This is a genomic window from Candidatus Nitrotoga arctica (genome assembly GCF_918378365.1).
Lineage (GTDB): Bacteria > Pseudomonadota > Gammaproteobacteria > Burkholderiales > Gallionellaceae > Nitrotoga > Nitrotoga arctica.
On the sequence record NZ_OU912926.1, the window covers coordinates 815,785 to 841,233 of the forward strand.

Below are 25,449 nucleotides of genomic sequence, written 5' to 3' on the forward strand. Positions count from 1 at the left end.
AAAAATTGTTACTGCACATGGCGCGCCAGGATATCTTGAGCCGAGAAGGTTTTCATCTCGCTGTAAGATGTGATAGTCAAAAAATGGGGTATGAACGCACTATGGCGTTATTGAGTAGCAGGCTTGAAAAAACTTCTCCGCTATCAGGTCGGTTGGCTGCATTGCTGCGCGAATCGCGCTTGTTGCTGCTGGTTGCGGTGGTAATTTATTTAATCCTCATCCTGTATGGTTATGATCGGAACGATCCTGCCTGGTCGAATAGTGCCAGCAATGCTGTGCCACATAATTCGGGCGGCGTATTTGGTGCTTGGCTGGCGGATGTGCTGCTGTATGTATTCGGTCTTTCTGCCTGGTGGTGGATTGCATTCCTGTTGCAGCAGATATGGGTGGACTATCGCGGCATATCGCAAAACAGCCTGTTCGATCGCCGTGCCTTATGGGTAGCGCTGATCGGCTTTGTCGTGTTATTGCTGGCCAGCAGTTCATTGGAAGCGCTGCGGCTGCATACCCTGAAGGCCGCACTGCCACTCGCGCCAGGCGGTATGCTGGGCATGGTGCTGGGTGACGGGTTGGCGCACTTGCTGGGATTTACCGGTGCCACCTTGTTTCTGCTGGTGTTGATGGCCATCGGGTTTAGTTTGTTTAGTGGACTGTCGTGGCTGCGGTTTACTGATCGATCAGGGGCAGCTCTTGAAGCTTTTTATTTCTGGACGCAGAACGCTTGGCTGACCTGGCAGGACAAGCGTGTTGGTGCACAATCATTGAATGAGCGTCAGGTGGTGGTGGAAGAAGAAAAAAAACGTGTAGAGAACCATCTGCCGATTTATATCGAGCAGCCCCTGATTGAAGTGCGACAGTCTGCGCGCGTGTCGGAAGAGAAACAGGCGCCATTGTTTCCGGACATGCCTGATTCACCGCTGCCACCGCTGCATTTGCTGGATCAGCCGGTGCATGAAGTTGAAATGTTGTCTGCTGACACGCTGGAATTTACTTCACGTTTGATTGAACGCAAACTTAAGGATTTCTGTGTGGAAGTGAAAGTGGTGGCGGCCTATCCGGGGCCGGTCATTACGCGCTACGAGATCGAGCCTGCAGTGGGGGTCAAGGGCAGTCAGATCACCAGTCTGGTGAGAGACTTGGCGCGTGCACTGTCAGTGGTCAGCATTCGCGTGGTGGAAACCATTCCGGGAAAATCCTACATGGCGCTGGAATTGCCCAATCCGAAGCGGCAGATGGTGAGGTTGTCCGAAATTCTCAGTTCGCAGGATTACGCGGGCATGAATTCGCCGCTCACTATGGCAATGGGCAAGGATATTTCCGGCAAACCCGTAGTTGCTGATCTGGGCAAGATGCCGCATGTTTTGGTTGCAGGTACCACCGGTTCCGGCAAGTCGGTGGCGATCAATGCCATGATTCTGAGCCTGCTCTACAAGGCCACGCCGCAACAGGTACGGCTGCTGCTGGTTGATCCCAAGATGCTTGAACTGTCCGTGTATGAAGGCATCCCGCATCTGTTAGCTCCCGTGGTGACTGACATGCGCCAAGCTGCGTCTGCGCTCAACTGGTGCGTGCAGGAAATGGACAAGCGTTATCGTCTGATGTCGTCCCTTGGTGTGCGCAACATTGCCGGTTATAACCAGAAGGTGCGCGATGCCATTAAGGCGGATCATCCGCTGACCAATCCATTTACGCTTACTCCGGATAACCCCGAAGCGGCGGAAGAATTACCGTTCATCGTGGTGTTTATCGACGAGTTGGCCGACCTGATGATGGTAGTAGGCAAGAAGGTCGAGGTGTTGATTGCGCGTCTGGCGCAGAAGGCGCGTGCCTCCGGTATTCACTTGGTATTGGCGACGCAACGTCCCTCGGTGGACGTTATCACAGGCTTGATCAAGGCTAACGTGCCCACTCGCGTGGCGTTCCAGGTATCCAGCAAGATCGATTCGCGCACCATCCTTGATCAGATGGGTGCGGAGGCATTGCTTGGCCAAGGCGACATGCTTTATTTACCACCTGGCACCGGCTACCCGCAGCGAGTGCATGGTGCCTTCGTTTCCGACCAGGAAGTGCACCGCGTCGCAGAATATCTCAAGGCGCTCGGGGTACCGCAATATGTCGAAGGCGTGCTAACTTCGTTGGATGAACTTGAAGCGGGCGGTGAAGTCGAAAGCGGAGGAAGTGTAGAAGCCGATGCACTATATGATCAGGCGGTGGACATCGTGCTGAAATCGCGCCGCGCTTCTATCTCGCTGGTGCAGCGCCATTTGCGTATTGGCTACAATCGTGCCGCGCGTTTGGTAGAACAGATGGAGCGCGCCGGGGTGGTGACGCCCATGCAGAGTAACGGCAACCGTGAAGTGATTGCACCTGCCAGGCAGGAGTAAGCAGTTAAATTCAAACCCACCTAACATCTCCCGACAGGAGAGGTCAATGTAGAGAGGAATTCCACATGTTCAAGTTTTTTATTTTTTTATTTTTTGTTTTGCCTCTTTCAGCGTATGCCGGAGCCACCGATAAACTGAAAAATTTCATTGCGTCTACGCATTCAGCACAGGCCAATTTTACTCAAGAAGTTTTGGATAAAAGTGGCAAGCGCATTCAGTCGGCTTCCGGCACCATGCAGTTTGTACGACCCGGAAAATTTCGCTGGGTCTATCAGAAGCCTTTTGAACAATTGATCGTGGGCGATGGGAAAAAATTCTGGTTGCATGATGTGGAACTTAATCAGGTCACAGTGAAAAAAATAGATGCTGCGTTGGGCAGTAGCCCGGCGGCCCTCCTGTCCGGTAGCAATGAAATTGAGCGCGGTTTTGAGTTGAAAGACAATGGAACCAAGGATAGCCTGGAATGGCTGCAAGCTACGCCCCGCGCTCAGGACACCAGCTTTGAGAAAATTCTCATGGCGTTTAACGCGCAATCCGAGCTAATGGTCATGGAATTGCAAGATGCCTTTGGCCACACCACCGTGCTTCGTTTTTCGAAGCTGCAACGCAACCCGAAACTATCACCGCAGTTGTTCAAGTTTGTGCCGCCTAAAGGGGCGGACGTATTGGGTGAATAAGTTTTTCCCCGACTTGGCTTATTCGGGGAATAAGATCATTTTGTTATTTCCGGATTATGTTCCCCACTCGCGATAACCTGTTCGATTCTCCTGCACCCGCCGCGCCTTTGGCCGAGCGTCTGCGCCCCAAGCACATCGACGAGGTGATCGGGCAATCCCATCTGCTGGGTCCGGGCAGGCCACTGCGTTTGGCGTTTGAATCCGGCAAGCTGCATTCCATGATTCTGTGGGGGCCACCTGGAGTGGGCAAGACCACCTTGGCCAGGCTCATGGCCTCGGCGTTTGATGCCGAGTTCGTACCGCTATCAGCGGTACTGTCCGGGGTGAAGGACATTCGCGATGCTATTGCGCAAGCGCAGCACACCTTGCAGCAGAGCGGGCGCCACACTATTTTGTTTGTGGACGAGGTACATCGCTTCAATAAATCGCAGCAGGATGCGTTCCTGCCTTTCGTTGAACAGGGCTTGGTCACCTTCATTGGCGCGACCACCGAAAACCCTTCATTTGAAGTGATTAGCGCGTTGTTGTCACGTGCCCAGGTTTATGTGCTGCAGGCCTTGTCCGAGGCGGAATTGAATCAACTGTTCACACGCACGCAACAGCTTGCCTTGCCGGATTTGGAATTTGACGATGCGGTACGTGAACGCATCGTCGGCTATGCCGATGGCGATGCGCGCCGCTTGCTCAACGTGCTTGAGCAGTTGCAAACCGCCGCTCAGACCGCACATATTACGCGCATCGATGCCGACTTCCTGGATAACGCTTTGGCGCAGAACCTGCGTCGTTTCGATAAGGGTGGCGAAGCATTCTATGATCAGATCTCCGCCTTGCATAAATCGGTGCGGGGTTCCAATCCCGATGCCGCTCTGTATTGGCTGGTGCGTATGCTGGATGGCGGTGCCGATCCGCGTTATCTGGCGCGACGCATTGTGCGTATGGCATGGGAAGATATTGGTTTGGCCGATCCGCGAGCGATTCAATTAACGCTGAATGCCGCCCAGACTTACGAGCAACTGGGCTCGCCGGAAGGCGAGCTGGCATTGGCGCAAGCGGTGCTATACCTGGCAGCTGCGGCCAAGTCGAATGCGGGTTATGTCGCGTATAATGCCGCCCGTGCCTTGGTCGCCCAAGATGGGTCGCGTCCGGTACCGTTGCATCTGCGCAATGCGCCAACCAAATTGATGAAACAGCTTGATTACGGCAAGGACTATCGTTACGCACACAATGAAGTGGAAGGCTATGCAGCAGGTGAAAATTATTTTCCGGAAGGGTTGCCGGAGGTAAATTTTTACCAGCCTGCTGACCGAGGCCTGGAAGCGAAAATCGCAGAAAAACTAGCCCACCTCCGTGAGCTGGATGCTGCGGCAAAGAGAAATGAAAAATGATTACAGCATGTAACCACATAAAGGTTACATCGCGTTGGAGGGGAGCATGTTAGATCTACAGGCATTACGCAATGATTTGGACGGTGTGGCGGCACGCCTGGTAACACGGGGTTACCCGCTGGATACGACTCGATTCGGACAGCTGGAGAGTGCGCGTAAAACAATTCAAACACGCACGCAAGAGCTACAAGCCAAGCGCAATGCTACCTCCAAACAGATTGGTATGGGCAAGGCCAAGGGCGAGGATGTGTCGGCCATCATGGCGGAGGTGGTCGGCTTGGGCGATGAGCTTAAGGAACTTGAGGCGCAACTTGAGCATATACAGCAAGATTTGCAGGCTTTCCTCTCAGTCATTCCTAACATACCGCACATCAGTGTGCCTGTAGGTAAATCAGAGGCCGACAATGTTGAAATGCGCAGCGTAGGATCACCGCCTGAATTTGATTTTGAAGTTAAGGATCACGTCAGTTTGGGCGAGGACGTGGGTGGGTTGGATTTCGATACCGCAGCCAAGATCAGCGGCGCGCGTTTCTCGCTGCTGAAAGGGCCGCTGGCGCGGTTGCACCGGGCGCTGGCGCAGTTCATGCTGGATACTCACACCGAGCAGCACGGCTACACGGAAGTTTATGTGCCGTATCTGGTGAATGCAGACTCCATGCGCGGCACCGGGCAGTTGCCGAAATTCGAGGAGGATTTGTTTCGATTAAAGCAGGCCCCCGCAGGATCTTCCAATACCGTGGGAAGGCTTGACTTCCCCGATGGATTGGATGGGCTAAAAGAGGCGATTGATAAAAGAAGCTTTGAAGATGTTGTGCATTGGTTTGATGATTGGTATTCGGCTCAAGGAGGGTTCTATTTGATTCCCACTGCCGAAGTGCCGGTGACCAACATGGTGCGTGACAGCATCACTCCGCTAGAGAAACTGCCGCTGAAGTTTGTGGCGCATACCCCCTGCTTTCGCAGCGAGGCCGGTTCCTACGGGCGCGATACGCGTGGCATGATCCGTCAGCATCAATTTGACAAGGTGGAGTTGGTACAGATTGTGCATCCTGAGCAATCCTATGACGCGCTGGAACAATTGTTAGCACATGCCGAAACGATTTTGCAAAAACTGGCTTTGCCATACCGGGTAATGAAACTGTGCACCGGTGATATGGGTTTTTCTGCCGCAATGACTTACGATATTGAAGTTTGGTTGCCGGCCCAGAACGCCTACCGCGAGATTTCTTCATGCTCCAATTTTGAAGCCTTCCAGGCACGGCGTATGCAGGCGCGCTTCCGAAATGAACAGGGAAGGCCAGAATTGCTGCATACCGTAAACGGTTCTGGTCTTGCGGTAGGGCGTACATTGGTCGCTCTCCTGGAGAATTACCAACAAGCCGATGGGAGTATTGCTGTACCTGAGGTGTTACGGCCTTATATGGGAAAACTGGAATATATCAGGGCGTCGTGATGATCATTGTCGCAATGAGGATGATGTGATCTACCTATCGAAGAGGTGGGAGAAGGTGATACCAAGAGGTGGATACGCCACTTATCCGGTGGATGGTGCTACGCTTTCTCGCCTTGTCGAGCTATACTGAAAAGTTTTGAAAATTTAAAATGTTGTAATGTATATTTTAAAAAATGTGTCTACCTGAAAGGTAGGCGTTGTTGTATGAGCACAAGGAGATAGAAATGGAAATACCGGGAATTTCAACATTGAGCACCATTTTGAAGCGCCCCATTGAGCTTAGAAATGATGCTCTTGCCCAGCGCAGAGAACTGGCAGCTGAGTTGCAAGAAAACTGCCAAAAATTGGCGTTATTTTTGAAAAATGCGTTCCGCATTGCTAAACAAGTGAATGAAGTGGATTCTGAAGCCTCTGAAAAGAAAATCATGAATCTGATAGATGATTTAAAGCATATGGATAGCACATTTATGGAAGAGGAGAGTCCGGTTCTTCAGCATTTGGCAATCGACATGCGATTCAAGGATTTCGCAAAAAGTTGCGCAGACTTTTACCAGTCCGCTCTTAACCTGAAACAACTACTCAATGAGAATATACCGGATTCGATTGCTCTCAAAGCTCTGTGTAAAGAGGAAGGTTTGTTAAAGGTGACAGGCGCTTGGCAAGGTGAACTTGAAACAATGCTGGCCCGTGTCAATCAAGAGTACATGAAAGTTATGGCTATTAAGTTCTCTTGGTGAATCGTGAAGTGGTATGAAAATCTGGAAGCGGGGCGAGCTGAATTAGCGCGCGGGTTGCACCCCGTTTCTTGCTGGGTGATAGATGCTAAGAGATTGACTGGGCTCAGATAGATTATTAATGGCATTTGAGGATGAGAGGCGCGGTGCTTCATTCTTGCTCTTTCCCAGTATCTTATAGTCTTGCGTCGGAGGAATCAGTCGCGGCACGCTGCCTATTGGCAGGCTATTCAACAGGTCATGGTTCATACGCACCATCTCAACCAGATTGACCGCTTCGCCACCGCGCGCATAACCGTATTTGGTCTGTTCAAAATAGAGTGGTTGCGCCAGTAGCGGCATCACTTTTTTCACATCTGCCCATTTGTCTGGATCGTGGCCTTGTTGTTGTGTCAGCACGCGTGCATCCTCCAGGTGCCCATATCCTTGGTTATACGCTGCCAGTGCTAGCCAGGTGCGATCTGGTTCATTAATGCGTAATGGCAATTGTTCCTTCAGCAACAGCAGGTATTTGGCCCCGCCAATAATGCTTTGGCGTGCATCTAGCCGGTTGGTTACGCCCATACGGTCAGCTGTGTCTTCTGTCAGCATCATCATGCCGCGCACTTTTGTAGGCGAAGTGGCAAGCGGATCCCAATGCGATTCCTGGTAGGCGAGAGCGGCGAATAGTTGCCACTCCATCCCGGTTAAAGTAGCTGCTTCTTCAAACAGACTTCGAATATGTGGTAACACAGTTCGCGCCTTGGTGATAAATGCAACCGCGTCATCCGATTCCAGCTGTTTATTGTGTCCGTAATAGTGATCTAGCAGGCGGTGCAAAGTGCCATCTTGTTTAATGAGAGTGAAAAACTTCTGTGCTTCTGCCAATAACTCAGCGTCGGCGTCCGGCGCAAATGCCCAAGCTAGCTTGGAAGGTGTAGCGATATCGAGTGTGGAATCCAGGTTGGGATGGTAATTGCGGGCCAGCGCCAGTTGTTCCTCATTGGCGACTGTGCATTCCAGCTTGCCCTCCGCCACCTCTTCCAGTAGCTGTCCAACTGACTGATTGCGGCGTATGTGCCAGTGCAGCGCTGGAAACTTCTTGTGGGCTTCATGCAAGGCAGCTTCTTGTGCGGAGCCGGCCACGACAGCGATATTTTTTTTAAGGAGCCCCTCCATGCGTCGTAGCGGCACGCCATTGCATACCACCTGCTCACTTACAGTTTGATAGGATGGGCCAAATCTTATGCTCTCACTGTCGTTGCTCCGTGATCCAGATGCGGCGAAATGTGCATTGTTCGTCACAATGGACTGCATCACTTGATCCAGCGGCAGTGGCATAAACTTTATCTTTACGTGTAATTGTTCGGCAAAAAGATTAACGAGCTGGAGCTCGAATTCAGAGTCCACACTATTCTCACTTGGCACCACGATGACCGTTAACTCTTCTCGCCATGGTTTTTTGGTTGGTTCTTCAGGCGCACAGGCGGTGAACAAAGCAACACTCAGCCATGCAAGTGTGAAGAGTTTTGCTCTTGAAAAGAATGAATGTATAGACTTGATCATATGAACATTCTGCCTGATTTTATGCTTTGATGCTAAAATCAACTCCTGCGGAGAGGTGGCAGAGTGGTCGAATGCGACAGACTCGAAATCTGTTGTACGGTTTTCCGTACCGTGGGTTCGAATCCCACCCTCTCCGCCATCAATATAGACACATCATCAGTGTTGACTTATTCGTTTCTTACCTAATATATAAAGAGCAGGCCATAAGCCATATTAAAGATAAGTTTATTGTGAGCTTAAACAGATTGCCTTGGAATATATCGAGGTATCTTATGTTTGTATCCGATGCCATGTGAAAATGGGCAATTGAAGTATTCTACGATTTTGCTAATTAGTTTTCGGCCAACAGCTACAACCTGCGACATAATCCAATAAAGTACCCATTTACTAGCGTACTTGGCTACGAACCAAGGGGTCGGGCGTTCGAATCGCTCCGGTCGCACCAATAAATCAAAGGCTTACAGATAAAGCATGTAAGCCTTTTTATTTTTTACTACTTCGCGTCCTGATGTCGTCCTAAAAATCATTTACGCCTACTCAGCTATAACCTTTAATCCCTTAAAAGCGTTTTTCAGAAATATATGCTGTAATAAATTGCACAAGGTAGTGGTTCGACGCTGTCCTAGGCATAGAACGATGATGTTAACCCTAACACTACGATGTTCTACAGGACCACTCCACGCCGGGCCTTACACATGTGATTGAAGTATCGGACAGCCCAGTTGCTAATCTTTCCATTTCATCAATTCAAACGTCGCTATATACGCGTGGCATTCGGGTCTGGATGTAGAACTAATATAAATGAGCATGGCTCACATTCACCATTCTATTAGTCAAGCTATCCTCCACCTGGACGTTCAATAAGATATTGTTCATTGAGGACAATTTGGTCGACCGTCGCCCTTGGATCGACGGTGTGGGGCCAGCGATAGAAGTGATCCTGATGGACGCCAAAGCAGACGGCCCTGCCCGATTTAGAAAGCCGTGCGGTAATCCAAACTATGTTTTTGTAATGATTTGGTCGCAAATTTTCCATTCACAGTTTGAGTGTTGCGTCCTAAGATTGATCATGATGTTATGCCATTTTTAGATCACTAATATGTAAGTGCATGACTGCTTTTTTGCCATAGCGATGGTTGGATTATGGTTCCGAAAAGCGGACCTTCCCAAATCCCCGAGGATTTCGAGCGATTGTCCGCATTGGCCGATAACCTGACCGCCTTTTCGTCGGTCTTAATAGAGTGTGGCAATTTTTAAATACTATCGGTATAGACTGCTGTAATGAGTACTTCAACTTTTACGAATCGCCCCTTTCGACTTATTACACCAACTTCCCATTGCGGCTGTTTTTGGATTTTGCGCTTTTTCGTCGCTTACGTGCGTGCCAACCTGAATCCACCTAGCACGAAATTAATGGCATTCTTTACATCCGACGCAAAGCACAGTCTATCCTCATTCTCCTATCTTCGAATCGGGACACTCTTTTCACCTCCCCATGCTAAAAACAAACCACTTTATTAGTCTGCATATAACTTATTGATTATTATTGGGCGGTTGGCGACCCATCGCGGACTTCGACTTCACTTACGAAAGAAGATAGAAGAGAACAATAGCACTGAGAGAGTGGAATCTGAATCTGAATAGCCGAGAACCGAACGGCAAAGTCTGCAAAGCTACAAACGAGCTGGCACATGTACGCACGCGTTTGCGTGAACAAGCAAAAAAAACCCCAGCCGAGAACAGTTGGAGTTTGTGTATTGGTGGTGGGGCAGCAACCCGCGTCCAACCACGTCGACTCAACTCTCGCTAATTGATGACAGCCACTGCGATGTTACGAAAAGCATGCGTTAGGGACCTAATCCATCAGTGCCCATTGCTTGATAAATGTTACGCGACTGTTCGATTCCGTGTTTTGCAATCGAACAGCGCGGCTAGAGCAACATGCAGAACAACATTCTTTACATTCAAGCAAGCTAACTTAGCTCTGACTGGGTTTTACCTGTTGGGCAAACACGGTCGAATCAGGAATCACCGCATAATGCACCGCATGCGTAAGAAGTGTTGGAGATTTATTCACTGGGACCTCGTTATTGCTCCCATGGAGCCAGGCCTTGGTCTCACTTCTTTACCCTCTGAACATTACTGTCTTATGAGCTCGGTTCGAGACGCATAGCGGCGCAGGTGCAATTCTGCGCCACTTCTGTTTACTTTAAACGTGTTAATGGATCATGGCCCAGTTGAGTTATCTGTAAGAATGCCCGGAACACCACCAGCTAGCGAACAGTCAACCGTATAGGCTATAACTCTATTAAACTTATCGCCACCTCCCTCATATTGATCAAGAGCCCAAATGGTAACGGGCTGTTTTAGCGTGCGCCCATTAGTATTGCTACAGACTTGGTATGGATCCGACCATGCCTTGTTGGCGTTGAAAGATTCGCGAGTAAATTGATGACACTCACTAGGAGTATTGACTGCCTTTGACGCAAGTGCGCTCTTACCTGTGTTTTGTGCTGCATCTCGATAGTGAACAGAGGCCAAACAGGTTGCAGCAGACGCGCTATTCGCCGTCAACATAAGTACTGCAAAAGCGATTTAATGATGTATTCAAGATTTTCGAAAATTTCATTTCGTTCCCCTATGTGTCAAACCATACGGATATCGTGTGGCTTAGACCCCTAATAATATTTTGAGGGGCCATACAGTGCAATATACACTTCGCGTGCAGATGTGCAATAAAAATAAGAGGATAACTCCGATGTAGCGGTGGAGGTAATAGGGGGAAGTTGCTTTTCCTACTGACGGTTGTTTGAAGATTGGTTTTTTGCTGGCTTCATAAAAGCGCCGATCAATCTTGTGGCTCAGCCGCTCCGACTCGCCAAGCAGTTCTTTGTCCCTGACCTGCGGCATGTCAGAAGTTGGTGGCTACCGAGTGAGCCTCGCTTCTGGCGTCGGCCCATCGCTCACGCCTGCACGCGCTTTCAAAAGATCATCGAATCCCAATAATAGATAACTTCGAAGACACTAAACGGGCCGCTATAAAAAACGCCCCCTCACCACCAGCACAAAGCACGACCCCATCATTGCCTTCTGCTAGCTCTGTCGTGCCTCCGCCACCTCCTGCTGGGAGGCCTTCCTCCACTGCCTGCCTCCGGATGTTTCCGGAGCCCCTTGAGGACGGCTGATCGATGTAGTACGGGTCTATTCCTAAGGTAGGACTGATGGGGAACGGATCAGCATCTTTGATTCCGGACGTTGACCGGAACGCTGCTGGACCGAATGACTCATCATGTCCCCTTTCAGAAAATGGATGGCAATAGGCACCAAGCGGGCTCTGGCACAAAAAAGTGCCCAACAAACCAGTGTTATTTCAAGGCCTGTGGATTAGCCAGTGAGTGGTGTACCGAACTAAAGAGGTGACGGCCATCGCCCCCCGATGCCTCATGGTAAATCCTGTCAGATATTCGATCCTTAGAGACCGTGCTATAAGGTAGCATTTTTAGCAGGCAAATATGTTGATCACGACCTTACATTTGGTTTAAATTGACCTGAGGACATTTTCTGTCTGTTATCCAGAATCTGGGCCTGTTGCAATGGCGAAGTTGCCTGGCTCAGGATGTGGCTCCGCCAAAGCGCCATCGGGCGTCATCTTGGCTCTCAGATCGACATTGGCACCGATGCTGTCCACGACATCACGTATTAATTCGCTGCGAACCGCAACATCCAATGACCCGCCCATGTGGCGGCCCAGCAGGTCTGCCTTGCCGTCCACTGCTTGGGTTTCATTTACCTGCAAGGTAAGCAGGTCATAGCCGACGCGCGATGGATGCGGTACACGGCGTAGGATCAGGCCACGTAAACGGGTGAGGTTCTCAATAACTTGCATGATGGGATGGGGCTGAAGTGGCGCTGCCCAGCAAATCGGCTAGCGCCAGGCTGATCGGCAGGCCGGTGTGGGATTCGTAGTAGCTGTAGGCCGGCATGGGGTTAACCTCAAAGCACAAATATTGTCCGTCGGGCCGCTGCCGCAAGTCGATTCCGGCCAGCGGCAAGTCAAGCGCTTGTGACAAGTCCACGCAGCGCCTTGCCACGTCAGCTGGCAATTGATGCGTTTGCAGCAGCGTTTGCTCGCCACCGCGGACATAGCGGTAGTCGGTAGCGCTGGAATGGATCTCCGCAGCGAAGCAGCACATGCCTACCACATGCACTCGCAAATCCAGGCCAGGCACATAAGCCTGAAACTGCACCGGCAAATCGCGCAGTATCGGCAGCCGAGCGGCGCTGATCTCGTCCAGTTCCCGCACGATGGATCGCACTCCGCTAATTGACTTAAAAATTACCCGTCCGTATGCACGCAAGAAAGCGCGAGCTTCATCAGCGGAATTGGTGATCAGCGTATCTGGCACCATAAAGCCGGCCTCGCCGATCCACTGGGCTTGCATAGGTTTGGAGTTGTTGGAGTTCATGGCGCGAGGCCGATTCACTACGAGCGCCGGGGCGACGTCGAGCCAGGCAACAAAAGTGTCGAACATCTGGTTCGCACGCTGCGCGGCGCTGGGATCCTGCCATTGACGTCCGGGCGACAAGGGCCGGGCATAAACGCTGCTGATCGACTCCAACGGTAGGGTCTCTCCAGCGGAGTGCAGATAGCCGGTCAGCCCCATCGCTCCGACATCCAGCTGCAAGCCGTCCCGATCAAGAGCGCGCAGATCGACAAAGCGGTAAGGCATCTCCCGCTCTTGCAGGGCTTGCAACACGAGCGTGATCGGCGGGTCGTCTTCCTGGCCAAGGATGACAATCATGTCAGCGCCTCTGCCGCGGCTCGTGCATTGGGACTTGCCACCGCGTTAACGCGGTGCGTCACCCACCGCGCGACCGCCCTCACCTCACCCAACGATGACAGGGCTGGTTGCGCGTCGACGCTACATAGAAGCGGCGCTGTAGGGGTGCCCCGAAATCCTAAGGACAGCAAGGCAAAACCAAGCTTCTCCGCCATTCCGTGACACGCACGCACGAACGGTGCCGGCCAATTAGACTTGACTGACCCCCATAGTTCTATCGGCGTGCGAAGTACTGCGAAGTCTTCCGGTGCCGATGGCCCCGTGGCCAGGGCGAACCCACATTGTCTTGCTACGGCTACCCAGTGCAGGTGATGTAACGCCGGGATCACTGACCCATGGCGGCACATCGGGGGCTCGGCGCGCTCGCCCAGTTCGGCCAGCCAGCTTGCCACCAATGCATGCAGCTCGGCGGCGGCATAGTCTCGGTCTTGCGTGGTGCTTGCCCTAAAGGCAGCTTGCGGCAGCAGCCGGATGCGATTCCACACGAAGCCGATTTGGTTGCCTTCGAGACGACGATCACCATGCCATTGTAGAAGTGTACGCGCGCGGCCCTGCTCATCCAGTCGCTGCGACCAAAATGCCTGACCTAACCACTCAGGACGAAGTACCATTAGGCGATGATCTAAGATTGGTGCGAGTACACTTGCGACAGCCTGAGCCCCTGCATCCAACGCGTGCGCCAAGATCACTAATTGCATTATGGCAGGTTGTCAAATGCGACTTTGGCGTCGCGATCCCCATCGGCCATTCGTAGCTGCAGTTCAGCTACCGCCGGGTTAGCCTGCGCCTGCCCGACCAAATCGGGTCGCAGTTCCGCACCAATGAAAGGTTGCGCCGTTCCGCCTGCCTGGCCCATTTCCAGTGTGAGGAGGCGCGCTTCCAGCATGGCCAGATGCTGTTGCAGCAACTCGTTTTCACCGTAAAACTCGACCCCGGCGCCGGGATCGCCCGGCATACTCATACCCCTATTTCCCAAGTCACCTAGACCGCCTGGGCGCTCGAATACGTCCTTGCCGCCCTTGCCCTCCGAAACGTCCTTACGGTCCTTGACTGCTTCCTTGACGATTTCCTTGCCATCCTTTCGCAGCTCCTTGCCTTCTTTGGCGGCGTCCTTCCGCTCCTTGAGCATTTCCTTCATATCTTTGCGGGTATCCTTCAGGTCCTTGCTCAGTTCCTTGCTGTCCTTGATTTCCTTGCGGACGTCCTTCAAATCCTTCGACACCGCTTTGCAGGTCACTGCGATCTTGGCCGTCATGGTCGGGCCTGACGCAGAAATTTGTGTCACCGAGATACAGGTTACCTGGTTGGCGTACGAGTTAGAGTTGGGGGCGCTTCCACCACTAAAGTTGCCATTTGCGCTGGCGCCCGGGTAGGGGTCACCAGCGTCGCCGCGGTTATGGGCCAGTTCCATATCGCGCTTGTTGTCAGCTTGCACGAGACTCACCTTGTAGTGGTTCTCGTCGGTATTGCCAGGCTGGGCCTCGTCAATGTGCCAGATCAGCAGGCCCTCGCCCGGCAGCCCGGCGTCAAAGCCGACGCGCTGCCGATTCTCCAACAGGAAATACTCATTGCCACCGCCACCGCTCTTCCACAGGCGGTACACGCTGCGAGCGGTCTTGACATCCGGGATCGACAAGGTACTGCTACCGGTGACGTTGTTGACCGAAACCCAGCCCTGATTGGCCTTGCACCAGGCGCTCGGATGGGAGGGAATATCGCCGCCACCGTTCCACGAACCACCGGCCATCAGGCACCAGTCGCCAATGCCCTCAGATGTGTCGTCGGTATCATAGAGGTCAGGAAAACCGAACAACAAGTGACCCAATTCGTGTGCGCAAACGCCCAGCTTGGCATCCTGCGGGATCGTCAGATAAGCGAATATTTGCTTGCCATCCACGGCCATTGCTGACGGCAGAGTCCATTTGTGCGACCAGATGTCACTGGAATTGCCAGTTTGTTCGCCACCGGAGCCGGCATGCACGATAATGAAGGCATCAACGAAGCCATTGCCATCGTTGTCATAGAGGCCAAAATTGACGCTAGGGTTGGCTGCAGTGGCCGCGTCTTGCGCCATGATATTGGCGCGTGGCGTGCCGCTGGGGCGGCCAATGCCGAAGTTGCCATTCGCGTACCAAGCCAGGGTTTGCGGTAAAGTGAACGGACCGACTACCTCGCCGGCGATATCGACCAGACCCCCACTGATATCACGGTAATACTCCTTGACCGATCCATGTGGCATCACGCTGGTGGAGAAGAACAAGTCATTGAAATACGCTGCGGTGCTTCCAAAGGCATGATCGGAGAACTGGACCAACACTACAATCACACGCAACGTGCCACGTAACGGCGCGCGCTCCGCCGCCGCCGAGCGGATCGACCTCATGGGCGTACCGAGCGGGTACTGATCGGGCGGAATGATGACCCCATCGTCGAATCCCAATTGCCGCGGGCCGCGGCTTAATCCCATGACCGCGCCAAGGACGCCCCCCGCTTTGCCGCGCGCCGTCGCCAGTTCGGCCTTAAGCTTTTCACGCAGTTCGGGGCTGGGCGCGACGGCGCAGAAGTCCGACCACACGGCAGACCATGACGCGCAACATGCAGCGTTCTTACGACCGTTGTTTTTATCCATGACTGTCATCTCCAAGAGTGAAATGGCGTGCAAGAGGCGCGCCGGTTAATAGATTAAATAAACTGGCTGACTTAAGTCTCAATACAGTAAAGAACAAGTAATTCAAACATTCTTAAAAATCCTTTAACGGCTCAGACGGTTCCATTAATCACCCGGTAATACTTAGTAGCTGAATGGTTAATTTACGCTTGTGTGAAACTTTGTATTGTTCTATTTTGAAGTCCCTAAAATAAGTAGAATTCGGTAACCGTCCTACTGCTAATTTTCCAATCACTTTTTTCATAATATATTCCCTTGATTTTAAGCTTTAGACAGAAACGAAATATTTTCAATGTTGTATTCGATTATGAAGTGATCTGAAAAAAATAATATAAGCAAAATCTTTATTTTTAACTATTACATGCAAGTTGTTCTCACTTTGAACTATTGATCCGGCACGAATTATTCATGAAGCCGCGTAGGCGACTTTTGGGTCGCGGAAATAACGGCGCACGCGTTCGGGGTTTTGCTCAAGCATGATCATGTGATCAGTCGCAGCAGCTCTGAGTTTTGCCTTGGTGCGCACTGGCACCTTTGAAGTGATGACGTGCTTGAGATCCGCATTCAGTCTTTCTTCGGGGTTGAGTTCAGGGCTGTAGCTGGGCAAGTAGAACAACTCGATTTTCTGTGCGTTCTCGGCAGCCCAAGCCTTTACAGGTTTGCTGTGATGAACTCTCAAGTTGTCCAGTATCAGAAACACCTTGCGGTCTGTATCCTTGATGAGCGCCTCCAGAAATTCAATGAGCTTGTCGGAGTTAAATGCCTCATCAATAATCATCCAGCGCGTTTTACCCTGATTGGTTACCGTCGCAATCATCGATAGCTTGTGGCGCGTGCCGCCTACTGCGAACGTCACAGGTGTCTTGCCCACCGGCGCATAGCTCCTGCCTCTGACATCCGTGTTGACTAGCGCCGTCTCGTCGCCCCAGTGAATTTCCGCACCTTCTGTTTTTGCTCTGGCTTCAATGGCCGGATATTGTTCATCAAGCCAAGCCTGGACGGCTTCAGGCCGCTGCTCGTATGCTTTTTTAATGGGTTTTTGTGGTGTAAAACCCCAACGTGCCAAGTAGTTGCCTACTGCCCGAATAGACAGCTTGATACTGTGCGCCAGCTCAATGTGCTGGCGCACAGCGGGCCTGCTCCATAGCGCAAAATCCATCTTGAGTTGTTCGGGGCGTCTGTCGCAGATGGTTTGTTGAATCGCCAGCTCTTGGCTAATCGTCAAGCGACGTCCACTGCCAGGTTTTTTACCCCGAACGCCGGGCTTGAGTGCCCCCGAACCTTCAGCCTTATACAACCGCAGCGCCGTATTGACTGCCGTCCAGCTCAGTCCCGTTTGCACCACGATCTCCATCACCGCCACACCTTTGCGGTGCATACGTATGACTTGCTTGCGTCGTTCATGCAGTACTTCTCGCGACTGCTTGCGGGCATCTTCTTTTTCCATACTCCATGGACATCGAAAATCAAGAAAAGTTCACTTATAAATCGTGCCGGGTCTATAGCTCTGATTCACGAATGAGGAAAGCCGGAAGAAATGGAGTCCAACGTTTCTGTAAAATATAAAGGGGAGGATCGAAATGGAACGAGACACCATAGGAATTTACTCGCGGGAATTTTGGGCGCAGGCGGTACGTCTGCATGAGGTGTAAATTCAACCTTACATTTGTACTAGCTCAGACATGACTTTACAGTTACCGAATTCTAGTGAGTTTTATTATTTTAATAGTTGAGCCATTCGTCTAGATTTTTATGTAAGGTTTCTATATCAGAATAAAGTTTTTGGAGGTTGGACCAACATCCCTATCGCCTAACCAACCCTCCTAATAACGTATTTGAAATAGATAATTGAGATACTAGCAGGGATATCACGCCCATCTCGTAACGCTGTTCGTACAAGTACATAATGTAAGTGTTGTACAAAAAAACCGCTTGCTTACTATATGAGTAATGTCACGCCAGTTTAATTTTAGTATCAGGACTTTTATTTAATCCACGACGCTTGCGATTAATAAATTTTGGAAAACCATAGGTACACAGAGTTCCTGATAACGACAAAATGACGATCGAAATGGACAAATTAGAAGCGGTTTTTCATCTGTAGCTAATGACTGCTTTTCGGTCAAAACCAGCACTGAATGATTCAGTTTCTACTTCTGCATCCGACCCGAATTTAATCCATGGGGCGTGGTGAGTTGGCGTTGCTGTTTTGAGTTGATTGGTTACTTGAACCCCATAATTGTCACTCCTTTACTGGGAGTTCAAGGTGTCTCTATCACATGAATTTTGTTGATTTTCAGTAATATGACATCTGGGGATACTGCATCTAATAACCAAACTTAATAATCAAACGGTTAATAAAAAGTGACACGGTTCATTATTATTAATAGTACTGACCGATGGGTCTGTATATAATTAAACTAGCCCTTGAGAACTCAACCTACCGTGATCGCTATGAAAAAATTTTCCGAACGCCTTAGCAATTTTGGTTTGTTTTGCTGCTTGCGCTCTTTATTGCAACCACATCTGATGCGGAGGAGTCGCCCCCATGGAGCGAGGCAGAAAGCCTACCAGCTTTTGTATCAATAGAAACTTTTTGTACTAATAGGACTGAACGAGCATATCTATACAGGCTACATCTCCGTGGATATGAATAACAGCATTTCCTTGCAGGAGACAAAAGAGACATTCGCTGGAAATGCGATGATGGATAAAAGCCACCCATATAGTAATTCCTTAACGAAGAAAATTTCTGCCGAACTTGATCTGAGATACGACTTATTATGGTGATCGGAACACACGAGGTAGCTTGGTCCTACTGCTTGATGGTAAACCGGTTACGTCACCGCGTATTTCTAACCGCGACCACAATCACAAGTGGCCACCGGTCTATAAACTTGCCTTCCAGTCACAATAATCCGTGATTTGTTTTTAAAATTTCTGGCATACAAGAAAGGCGGACCATCTTGAATATTTTGACTCACCTAAGTCGACTAATGCTAATTGGGTTGTTTCTTTGTGGTCATTCATTTACTGCGCTTGCACAGTCTGCATCTTCGAAATCCACTATCGAAGTCAAACATCCACAATTAGCGCTACAGACAACGCACAATGGCGATGTCAACTTCGCTGCCCCAGCTCCTAATGGATACGCTATCGCCACCGCTGGAGAGGATTGGAACGTAAAGATATGGGACGCCCTAACTGGTCGCGTAAAGCAAACACTGATTGGGCATACCGCACCTGTAATAAGTGTGTTGTTTTCACCGGGCGGCAATCAGCTCGCTAGCCTCGACATTGGCGGCATCGCAAACGTGTGGGACACAACGAGCGGAGCCATTATCTTTTCGCTCATCGACCCAGAACGATTTCCGGCGTCGGCAATTGCATACTCAAATAGCGGTGATCTAATTGCAGTAGCAGTCGGAAATGGTAGAGAGTTTCCTGGGCTTATCAGAGTATGGGATGCAGAGAAGCGCGCAGTGAGGTTTACGATAGATGAAGGTAGTGAAGGAATCAATTTTATTATCTTTTCTGCCGAGGATAAATTTCTCTTTTCGGGAGGAAAGGACAGGATGGTCAAAGTATGGAATGCACACACTGGGGAGAGGGTTGCGCAGTGGGAAGCGCATTCTGATGAAGTATCATCTATTGCGCTTTCAAAAAGTGGCGATCTACTTGCTACGAGTAGCCCTGATGGCACTGTAAAAGTCTGGACGGCAAGTACTGGTGTGCTTCAACGATCTATTGGTGGAGAAGCTGGCATGAAGAACAATGTCAGCTTTTCGAAGGATAGTCGTAATCTGGCCGTCGGAAATTCTGAAGTGCGAATTTATGATTTGGCGAATGGCGCACTGAAAGCCACCATGGAGAAAAAAACGCTATCTTCAACAGGCATTTTCTACACACCATCAGGCAATATGATTGGCAATATTGGAGTTGAAACTGGCGATGGTGTACCAAGTACAGAAGTTTTTCTATGGAATCCTGATTCCGGCAAGTTCTTGCAAAAATTGGATGGCTACCGTTTAGGTATTGTCTCCGTCCTTGCTTTACCCACTAGAGATGTATTCGTTAGCGCGAATGTTGACCGAGAAGTTGCGTTTTGGAGCCTAACTAACGGCAAGAAGGTGCGGACAATAAAAATGCCAGAAGAGATCAAGTCGCTTGCACGTTCACACAATAGCAAGAGTCTTGCGATAAGCGGCGGTGATTTTGGAAAGACGGGATCAATATCTATCCTAAACGTAGCGACCGGTAAGATAATAAGATCACTTAACGGGCACTTGGCACCTGTCCGGGAAACAGTATTTTCGTCAGATGACAGCCGGCTAATCAGTTGTAGCGAAGACGGCTCAATCAAAATATGGAACGTCAAGCAGTGGACGGAGGAAAAAACAATTAAACTTGGCACGTCGCCCGTGCTCTCGGTTGTACTATCCAGTGATTCTCAAATTCTGTTTGCGGGCAGCCTAGATGGGACAGTCAAAGTCATAAATATGGATTCTGGGGAAGTGGTCAATACACTGAGAGGCCAGACCTCCGGTGTCTATACCGTTGCCATATCCCCAAACGGAAAGATTTTAGCCTCTGCTGGTTCTAATACAAGTAAAGTAAATATTTGGGATATTAGTAAGGTCGCTAAACTTAAGTTGGCTATCAAGGATAGTTTGTTTAGCCCAACTTCAATACGGTTTCTTGGTGACGATAACATAGCAGTGAGTAACGCAAATGGGAGAGTGTTACTCGTAAATGTTGAGAGTGGGCTCGTGCAAAAGCTTACAGATCATGATCTGAATGCCTCATCCGTTGTGATGGACGGCAGATACGTTCTTACAGCTAGTCATGATCGCACTATTCAGCTAGTAAACATAACGAATAGTCGCACACTTGTTACTTTCTACGACCCGCCGCATGCTGGTGTAAATGCTGGTTCATCATTGAAAAGTAACGAATTTCTATCTATTGACTCAGCCGGCTTCTATACCGCATCGCGTGAGACAGAAAAACATTCAGTAGTCAAAATTGACGGGGAGCTATCCTCTATCAAAGAATTGCATTCGAGTAACTTTCGGCCTGCGCGAATAGCTAAGGAGTTGTCAAAACGTTAAGTGTTGTCTCGTGCCACCACGGCTCGTACCCTTTCATAGTCAAGGCAAAATTTTTTATAGCAACAACGATGGTTTAAAAGTTTAAGCAGTAACGATAGTGAGGCAGCAGCAATAGGTTTATTTTCTCAAATAGTGCCATCTGAGCAGCGCCCTCTTTACCACGGCATTGTCACACGTGGCCATGCTCTTCACTTTCCCAAGCCTTCGGCTCAGCGAAACCTGGCTGGGCTGACTCCACCGTTAGGACGAGCCGTGTCCGCCACCACGCCTAAAAGTAAGGAGGTTGCAAGCTTTTGCTCAGTGCCTCGTGACTGGGTGTGTTTATACGCCATCAAAAGGCGGAGCCGAACACTTTACCGTTAGGGCCTTTATAAAAAACAACGGGAACCCATCGGAATCATCGCAGGTTGAATTAAGCAGGTTCTCATATGAGTTTGGCAGAAACGCACCGGAACCATTGTTGGTGCTAACGCTGTAGGAAAGTTCTTGGTGTCCGGCTATTACCTGAGTGCAAGATTGCGAAGTACTAAAAGCAAGTGCCCGTGGCTTTAGCGCTTCCTGATGTTTTATGATGGGACGTTAACCGTTAAGAAACAGTTGGCGGCATTGCTCAAAATCTCTTTCGGCCGCGACGGCAGAAGTAGCTGCTACTCCGAATAAAAGAGCAAGGCCTGCCTTCCGGCAAAGTATCTTCATCTTTTCAGCGAGTGAAACGTCATACTCACAGTGGTGCCAGCGTTTCCAACTAGCGGCCATTCTAGGATGATACGTTCCAACCAAATGTTTGAACTGACCCCCGATGCAACGAAATTTCGACGCTGCTACCCAAAATAGTGACTCAACGACAACCTTTATAGGCATATCTCAGTTGATTCGTGAACCAATGTTTGCCTGTACTGCTTCCAGGTAAGCACCCGTTTCACGATAAATTCAATTGAGGACGGGGCTGACTTGCTCTAGAAGTACAGCTACTGACCTGAATTGCTGATCTGATCCAGAATTTGTCAATGAGGCTGCAATAGGTGTGAGTGCCTCTGCAATCTTGCGTATTCTTGCGTATCCATTGTTCAAGAGGCAGGTGAGTAGCTGACTCCCCGGGATACAAAACTGTACCTTTCTTGCAGGTTACAACATCGCAAACAAAACGCTTAGCATTGCGCTCAGCTTTTGATTTTGGGGTGGGAAATTTGGTAGAAACAAATGAAAGGTGTGGAGTAGGTTGACTAATGAATTCACGTTTGAGAGCTTTTGCTTGCCATGAATTCGCCGCCAGGCTAAGTTAATCTACGCTCCAATAAACCGAGCCATGTGTTGAGAGCTCTCGAAACCTTGTCAGTCAAGATTTATTTATTCGACATTCAGACACTAGTTCGGCAGATTGCCAGGTTGCTACTCCTGCCATCAGAAGACCACCGAAGATAGTGGTTTCATTGGGTGAGCATGGAAACGCATTTTTAAATTTCGCGCCGGTCGAGCAGAACGTCAAATGCTAAATTGGGCCCATTTAACTCTTTAAGCAATGGCCACCATTTAAACGCTTCCCTCAGAAATTTTATCGATGCCTCTCGAGCAAGGTAAACGGCGATATCATACTGACTTAGGTTCTCAAGATTGGCGACTTTCACCTTGCCACTGGTAGTAGTTGCATTGTCTTTTGCTAGGTCGGCATGAGACATGGAGCCTAATGGGCAAAGTTGAGGGAAGCCCCAGAAGACGAATCCAGATACCAAACCTTTCCGCCCATCTTGGCGAAGTTGATTGATACGTGCCTTTCCTTCCGACTGCCACGGAGCAATGACGTCCAAATCAGTTATCCGATTTACACTCTGTTCGGTCAATTCGACATAGTTTGAGTGCGCGTAAAAATCTTGGACGGCATGAAGCACCTGTCCGATAGCGAAAAAAGCATTATGTGCAGCGGCTTGGGTTTTAGCGGAATCGCCTGCTTTTTTCGCTTTTTGCGCACCATTGACATGTCCGTTTACCTGATCGATCAGCATATCTATATAAGCGATAGCTCCATCAAAATCACAGTTATCGAAGTGGGCTTTGGATTCGAATTGATGCAATGAATCCTGCAGATATAGTGCCTTGCGGAGTTCTCCGATGTAAGAATTATCGACTAGTCCTTTCAACACTTTTTTGTGCGTGGCTGTGTCGAATGGCTCGGAGCAGTCAATGCATACCACCGTTGGTTTGACTCTGCGTAGATCTGGCACAACTTCGGACGGTACGGGAGGTTTAACAGGTTCAGCTATACACTCAACTAATTGAACTAAGTGGGTGATTAACCCAAAACTCAAAACAAGGTGCTGTATGGTTTTTCTTGTCAAATTGACCTACTTTCCCCAAAGAACTATTCTGACAAATATTTAAGACATCATTTATTATACTCATGTCCCATTATCTATCTAGTTTAGGCTTAGTCTCTCTCCTGATCTGTCTTCAGATTACAGTAAGTGAAGCTAAATTAAACAAAGATATTAAAGATGTCGTTATAACGCGGGGACTTAGACATACTAATCAAGATCAGCAGATAGTAGCCAAAGCTATTGAACGAGCTAACCTCTTTCTGGAAGAAAGGAAAATTCGATTATCTCCTTCTTGGAGCAATGTCATTAAGAACAATTCGGCAGACGATGATGTATCGGTCTACTTGGTGGAAAAACGAGGCGATGACACGACAACTCCGGCTTGGGTACCAAAAGATTGCCATTGCGTCTTCGTGAACCCCAAATTTCTCGCATCTTGGGCTGCTAATAACTCAAAAGGAATCGGACGAATGTCGATCGACCGAGAGTATTTTCTGACTTATATTCTGCTCCATGAGGTTGGGCACATTTCAAAACACACCTCCGCAAAAGTGTTCGATGAAAGCACAATGAACTTATTAAATATTGATAAAACTAAGGAAAAAGCCAATGAGGAGGACGCTGACAAATTCGCCGCAGAATTACTGCGCAAGTACTCAAGGCAATCACATGTGAACAGCGCATCCCTTGAAGCGAACTGGGTGATAAGCGAATTGTCGAAGCTAAGCTGGAACATGCAGGCCTTCCGGACACTTGATGAATTTGGAGCTTTCGCTCTTGGCAAGCCCAGTGTGTACTTCGATAACGGTTATTCCCATCCAAATTTGGCCTGGCGCATTCTAAAGGTCAATTACCTAATTCAGCAAACCGAAGCTACTCAAGCTTTGTTGAACTCTTTCGAAGAAGCGCGTCAACGTGGCGCTAATCCTGAGCCGTTATACAACTATCGAGAATAATAGAAACGTTGTGTTTGCAGCTATCCTTTCGAGTATTAGGTAAAATTAACCACCTTTTCCAGAGCATGGTTAGATGTTCCGTCCCATGTGACCCTATACCCGTCCTTAGCTGGCCTGTTTTTAGCTCGCCAGTGAATGCGAGATAGTATTGAGTCATTACAAAGTGAAATGAAGTCATGAGTCAAGACCATCCATGCGCTCGGCAATTAATGTCTTGCCCATCCTATCGAGTAACCAGATTATAACTGTTGACATTTCCTAATGTTAATATAATCATTCGCTCAACTTACATTCTCGCCGAACGCGCGCCGTTCCGCATGCACCGTGCCAGGCTGCCGGCGAACTCCCCAGACATTAGTAGACTGGTACAAGTTGCTTAAATTGTTTTTAGAATAAGAATGCCGTTACAGAGTTCTAGACAGAGCCACGACGGGAACAAGCAGAAACGAATAAGTAACATGGGCAACGAAGGTTTTCGTCCCAAACGATTCCCACGCAGATGGGAACCAGCACCAGCAGAATATTGCTAAAGGGGAAGTCATAATGTCACCTGTAAAACCCACGATCCGCGTGGATTTCTGCCTGTGCGCACCAGTTTGGTTAGGTTGCAGCCATGTGTCGCAGGAGCAAGCGACGCTGCCTGCAAGATCAATTTCACTACGCCACAAAGCTACTCTCTCAGTTTTCATGCACGCTTAAACCCACTACTTATCCAATGTCGAGGTGATCCCATGCAACGCACAGCACGTTTTATTTGTCGCCTGATCCCACTGGCAATATGCCTAGTTTGTAGTGCATGTAGCTCCTTGAGCCACGTTGCCCAGCGTAATATTGCTGCCGGTGAAGGCGGCTTGGCAGGAACGATTTTTCCAACCACCGCACTGGAGCAAATTTATTACCTGGGCGTATTTGACCCACAGGAACAACTGCCGCCGACGATTTATAGGGTACGCGTTAAAGGCCAGTCCAGCTTCATTAATACTACACGTTATGCTTCTGGATGGGTGCCAGCCGCAGTCATTGATTCATTAGGATCGACGGCGCGTTTTGATAATGTGAATAGTCATGGCGTGACTGTTTCCAAAGCTGAGGAGGGCATGCAGACGAAATTGACTGGTCGCAGATTAGTGCTATTTGGCCCCGAAGGATTCCGTGAAGCACCGAAAGACCATCGCCTGGTTATTGCTATGGGTAATAGTCCCGAAAAATTCTTTCAGGCGGTCGATGAAGCGTTGGGGATCGTTGCTGCCGTAACACAAGGGGGTAGCGGCCCGGCACTGGAACAAGATTTGTTTAAAGAATTATTACGTGTAAAGACTGAACACGAACGGCTGGACCAATTAAATAGCGAAGCCAGTAATGACCTTATGAAGGAGCTATGAA

Annotated in this window: 15 protein-coding genes and 1 tRNA gene; 9 read left to right on the plus strand and 7 right to left on the minus strand. The window is 49.6% G+C overall.

Annotated elements, in window-relative coordinates:
- Nucleotides 1–101 precede the first annotated feature (101 nt).
- The 5 genes from MKZ32_RS03695 (at nt 102) to MKZ32_RS03715 (ending at nt 6,636) form a co-directional block, all read left to right on the plus strand.
- Nucleotides 102–2,384 (plus strand): DNA translocase FtsK, encoded by a 2,283-nt coding sequence (locus tag MKZ32_RS03695; RefSeq protein ID WP_239798089.1) that lies wholly within the window; start codon nt 102–104, stop codon nt 2,382–2,384.
- A gap of 65 nt (nt 2,385–2,449) precedes the next feature.
- Nucleotides 2,450–3,061 carry an outer membrane lipoprotein periplasmic chaperone LolA gene (gene lolA / locus MKZ32_RS03700; RefSeq protein ID WP_239796030.1) on the plus strand — a complete coding sequence of 204 codons (612 nt, stop codon included), beginning with the start codon at nt 2,450–2,452 and terminating at the stop codon, nt 3,059–3,061.
- A gap of 56 nt (nt 3,062–3,117) precedes the next feature.
- On the plus strand, nt 3,118–4,446 hold the full coding sequence (locus MKZ32_RS03705; protein WP_239796031.1) for a replication-associated recombination protein A: 1,329 nt from the start codon (nt 3,118–3,120) through the stop codon (nt 4,444–4,446).
- A 46-nt stretch (nt 4,447–4,492) separates the two neighbouring features.
- Nucleotides 4,493–5,899, plus strand: coding sequence for a serine--tRNA ligase (gene serS, locus MKZ32_RS03710; protein ID WP_239796032.1), 1,407 nt, complete (start codon nt 4,493–4,495; stop codon nt 5,897–5,899).
- A 224-nt stretch (nt 5,900–6,123) separates the two neighbouring features.
- Nucleotides 6,124–6,636 (plus strand): hypothetical protein, encoded by a 513-nt coding sequence (locus tag MKZ32_RS03715; protein ID WP_239796033.1) that lies wholly within the window; start codon nt 6,124–6,126, stop codon nt 6,634–6,636.
- A 42-nt stretch (nt 6,637–6,678) separates the two neighbouring features.
- On the opposite strand, the gene mltF is transcribed toward MKZ32_RS03715, so the two are convergent.
- Nucleotides 6,679–8,178, minus strand: coding sequence for a membrane-bound lytic murein transglycosylase MltF (gene mltF / locus MKZ32_RS03720; protein ID WP_239796034.1), 1,500 nt, complete (start codon nt 8,176–8,178; stop codon nt 6,679–6,681).
- Nucleotides 8,179–8,227: 49 nt separating this feature from the next.
- Between mltF and MKZ32_RS03725 the strand changes: the two genes are divergently transcribed.
- A tRNA-Ser gene (locus MKZ32_RS03725) sits at nt 8,228–8,317 on the plus strand.
- A gap of 3,429 nt (nt 8,318–11,746) precedes the next feature.
- Here MKZ32_RS03725 and MKZ32_RS03730 read toward each other — a convergent pair.
- The 5 genes from MKZ32_RS03730 to MKZ32_RS03750 all read right to left on the minus strand — a co-directional run bounded on the left by MKZ32_RS03730 (nt 11,747) and on the right by MKZ32_RS03750 (nt 17,134).
- Nucleotides 11,747–12,064, minus strand: a complete 318-nt coding sequence (locus MKZ32_RS03730) for a hypothetical protein (protein ID WP_239796035.1) — start codon at nt 12,062–12,064, stop codon at nt 11,747–11,749.
- Nucleotides 12,051–12,980 (minus strand): ATP-grasp domain-containing protein, encoded by a 930-nt coding sequence (locus MKZ32_RS03735; RefSeq protein WP_239796036.1) that lies wholly within the window; start codon nt 12,978–12,980, stop codon nt 12,051–12,053. The genes MKZ32_RS03730 and MKZ32_RS03735 overlap by 14 nt, the downstream gene beginning before the upstream one ends.
- Complete coding sequence (locus tag MKZ32_RS03740) at nt 12,977–13,717, minus strand: hypothetical protein (RefSeq protein WP_239796037.1); 741 nt, start codon at nt 13,715–13,717, stop codon at nt 12,977–12,979. Before MKZ32_RS03740 ends, MKZ32_RS03735 begins: the two co-directional genes overlap by 4 nt.
- Nucleotides 13,717–15,648 (minus strand): M6 family metalloprotease domain-containing protein, encoded by a 1,932-nt coding sequence (locus tag MKZ32_RS03745; protein ID WP_239796038.1) that lies wholly within the window; start codon nt 15,646–15,648, stop codon nt 13,717–13,719. Before MKZ32_RS03745 ends, MKZ32_RS03740 begins: the two co-directional genes overlap by 1 nt.
- Before the next feature lie 445 nt (nt 15,649–16,093).
- Nucleotides 16,094–17,134: an IS630 family transposase gene (locus MKZ32_RS03750; protein WP_239796039.1), complete on the minus strand. Its 1,041-nt coding sequence runs from the start codon at nt 17,132–17,134 to the stop codon at nt 16,094–16,096.
- 1,519 nt (nt 17,135–18,653) lie between these two features.
- Between MKZ32_RS03750 and MKZ32_RS03755 the strand changes: the two genes are divergently transcribed.
- The gene (locus MKZ32_RS03755; RefSeq protein ID WP_239796040.1) at nt 18,654–20,798 is read left to right on the plus strand and encodes a WD40 repeat domain-containing protein; all 2,145 of its coding nucleotides are present in this window, start codon (nt 18,654–18,656) and stop codon (nt 20,796–20,798) included.
- Nucleotides 20,799–22,252: 1,454 nt separating this feature from the next.
- Here MKZ32_RS03755 and MKZ32_RS03760 read toward each other — a convergent pair.
- Entirely contained in the window at nt 22,253–23,131 is an 879-nt protein-coding gene (locus MKZ32_RS03760) for a Het-C domain-containing protein (protein WP_239796041.1), read from the minus strand.
- A 62-nt stretch (nt 23,132–23,193) separates the two neighbouring features.
- Between MKZ32_RS03760 and MKZ32_RS03765 the strand changes: the two genes are divergently transcribed.
- Nucleotides 23,194–24,066: an ImmA/IrrE family metallo-endopeptidase gene (locus tag MKZ32_RS03765; RefSeq protein WP_239796042.1), complete on the plus strand. Its 873-nt coding sequence runs from the start codon at nt 23,194–23,196 to the stop codon at nt 24,064–24,066.
- 731 nt (nt 24,067–24,797) lie between these two features.
- Nucleotides 24,798–25,448, plus strand: a complete 651-nt coding sequence (locus MKZ32_RS03770) for a hypothetical protein (RefSeq protein WP_239796043.1) — start codon at nt 24,798–24,800, stop codon at nt 25,446–25,448.
- Nucleotide 25,449: the final 1 nt, after the last annotated feature.

Bases quoted from the DNA above. Each gene is read 5' to 3' on its own strand.
- MKZ32_RS03770 (WP_239796043.1), top strand. From the start codon at position 24,798: ATGCAACGCACAGCACGTTTTATTTGTCGCCTGATCCCACTGGCAATA.
- MKZ32_RS03765 (WP_239796042.1), top strand. From the start codon at position 23,194: ATGTCCCATTATCTATCTAGTTTAGGCTTAGTCTCTCTCCTGATCTGT.
- mltF (WP_239796034.1), bottom strand. From the start codon at position 8,178: ATGATCAAGTCTATACATTCATTCTTTTCAAGAGCAAAACTCTTCACA.
- lolA (WP_239796030.1), top strand. From the start codon at position 2,450: ATGTTCAAGTTTTTTATTTTTTTATTTTTTGTTTTGCCTCTTTCAGCG.
- MKZ32_RS03745 (WP_239796038.1), bottom strand. From the start codon at position 15,648: ATGGATAAAAACAACGGTCGTAAGAACGCTGCATGTTGCGCGTCATGG.
- MKZ32_RS03735 (WP_239796036.1), bottom strand. From the start codon at position 12,980: ATGATTGTCATCCTTGGCCAGGAAGACGACCCGCCGATCACGCTCGTG.
- MKZ32_RS03715 (WP_239796033.1), top strand. From the start codon at position 6,124: ATGGAAATACCGGGAATTTCAACATTGAGCACCATTTTGAAGCGCCCC.
- MKZ32_RS03730 (WP_239796035.1), bottom strand. From the start codon at position 12,064: ATGCAAGTTATTGAGAACCTCACCCGTTTACGTGGCCTGATCCTACGC.
- MKZ32_RS03695 (WP_239798089.1), top strand. From the start codon at position 102: ATGGCGTTATTGAGTAGCAGGCTTGAAAAAACTTCTCCGCTATCAGGT.
- MKZ32_RS03750 (WP_239796039.1), bottom strand. From the start codon at position 17,134: ATGGAAAAAGAAGATGCCCGCAAGCAGTCGCGAGAAGTACTGCATGAA.
- MKZ32_RS03705 (WP_239796031.1), top strand. From the start codon at position 3,118: ATGTTCCCCACTCGCGATAACCTGTTCGATTCTCCTGCACCCGCCGCG.
- MKZ32_RS03740 (WP_239796037.1), bottom strand. From the start codon at position 13,717: ATGCAATTAGTGATCTTGGCGCACGCGTTGGATGCAGGGGCTCAGGCT.
- serS (WP_239796032.1), top strand. From the start codon at position 4,493: ATGTTAGATCTACAGGCATTACGCAATGATTTGGACGGTGTGGCGGCA.